The following is a 1,218-nucleotide window of genomic DNA, read 5'->3' as shown; positions in this document are numbered from 1 at the left end:
CCTAGTCCCTCGTGTGCTTGGCAGTCTCAGCCTGCAAGCCGCCAGCAACACCGACCGCTACGCCAGCCAGCACAGCGAGAAAAAATCCGGCCTGATGGGCAGCGGCGGCTTTGGCATCACCATCGGCAGCCGCGCCCAAGGCCAGGACGGCAGCACCCGCACCACCCAGGCCGTCGGCAGCACCGTCGGCGCACTCAGCGGCAATGTCACCCTTAGCGCCGGGCAGCAATACACCCAAACCGGCAGCCAGGTACTGGCCACCGGCGTCAATGGCGGCGGCGACATCAGCATCCAGGCCAAAGACATCGCCATCACCGAAGCACGGGAAACCACACAGCACGTCAGCGACAGCTGGTTCAAGCAAAGCGGCCTCACCCTGGCCCTCTCCAACCCCGTCCTCAATGCCATCCAGACTGCCGACCAAATGGCCAAGGCCGCCAGTAAAACCAGCGACAGCCGCATGAAAGCCCTGGCCGCCGCCAGCAGCGGCCTGTCCGGCTACGCCGCCTACACCGCCATCCAGGAAGGCCAGGGCAGCACCATCAATGGCAAGGACAATCAACTCCTCACCCGCGAAACCAGCCCCGACGGCACCCCCAAAACCCGCGACGCCAACACCGCCGACAAAGCCGGCGGCATCAATGTCAGCCTCTCGGTGGGCAGCAGCAGCAACAAATCACACAGCGAATCATCGTCCGATACCAGCGCTGCCAGCCGCGTACAAGCCGCAGGTAATCTCAGCCTGCACGCCAGCGGCGCCGGCACCGACAGCAACATCCTGATTCAAGGCAGCGACCTGGCCGCCGCCAAGGCCATCACCCTCAATGCCGACAACCGCATCCAGCTGCAAGCCAGCCAGGACCAAGACCAACAACACAGCAGCAACAGCGGCCGCAGCGGCAGCCTGGGCATCAGCTTCGGCAGCGACGGCCTGCTATTCACTGCCAGCGCCAGCAAAAACCGCGGCCGCGCCGACGGCGACAGCGTCAGCTACCACAACAGCCACCTCAACGCCGGCGACAGCATCAGCCTGACCAGCGGCGGCGACACCACCCTCAAAGGCGCCGTCGTGGCCGCCCCCAGCGTACAAGCCAATGTCGGCGGCCATCTCAGCATCGAAAGCCTGCAAGACAAAGACCACTACGACAGCAAACAACACAGCGTGGGCGGCAGCCTGTCCATCGGCTACGGCATGATGGGCGCAGCCTCACGCCATGA

The 1,218-nt window shown here is 64.9% G+C and carries 1 protein-coding gene; it reads left to right on the top strand.

The window, feature by feature from the left end:
- Nucleotides 1-1,218 (top strand): hemagglutinin repeat-containing protein (locus AWT75_RS20395; protein WP_193394114.1); only part of this gene is annotated, 1,218 nt, incomplete at both ends.

The organism is Aquitalea pelogenes (assembly GCF_001515305.1).
In the GTDB taxonomy this organism is placed as follows: Bacteria; Pseudomonadota; Gammaproteobacteria; order Burkholderiales; family Chromobacteriaceae; genus Aquitalea; species Aquitalea pelogenes.
This window is presented reverse-complemented; position numbering and strand designations above follow the sequence as displayed.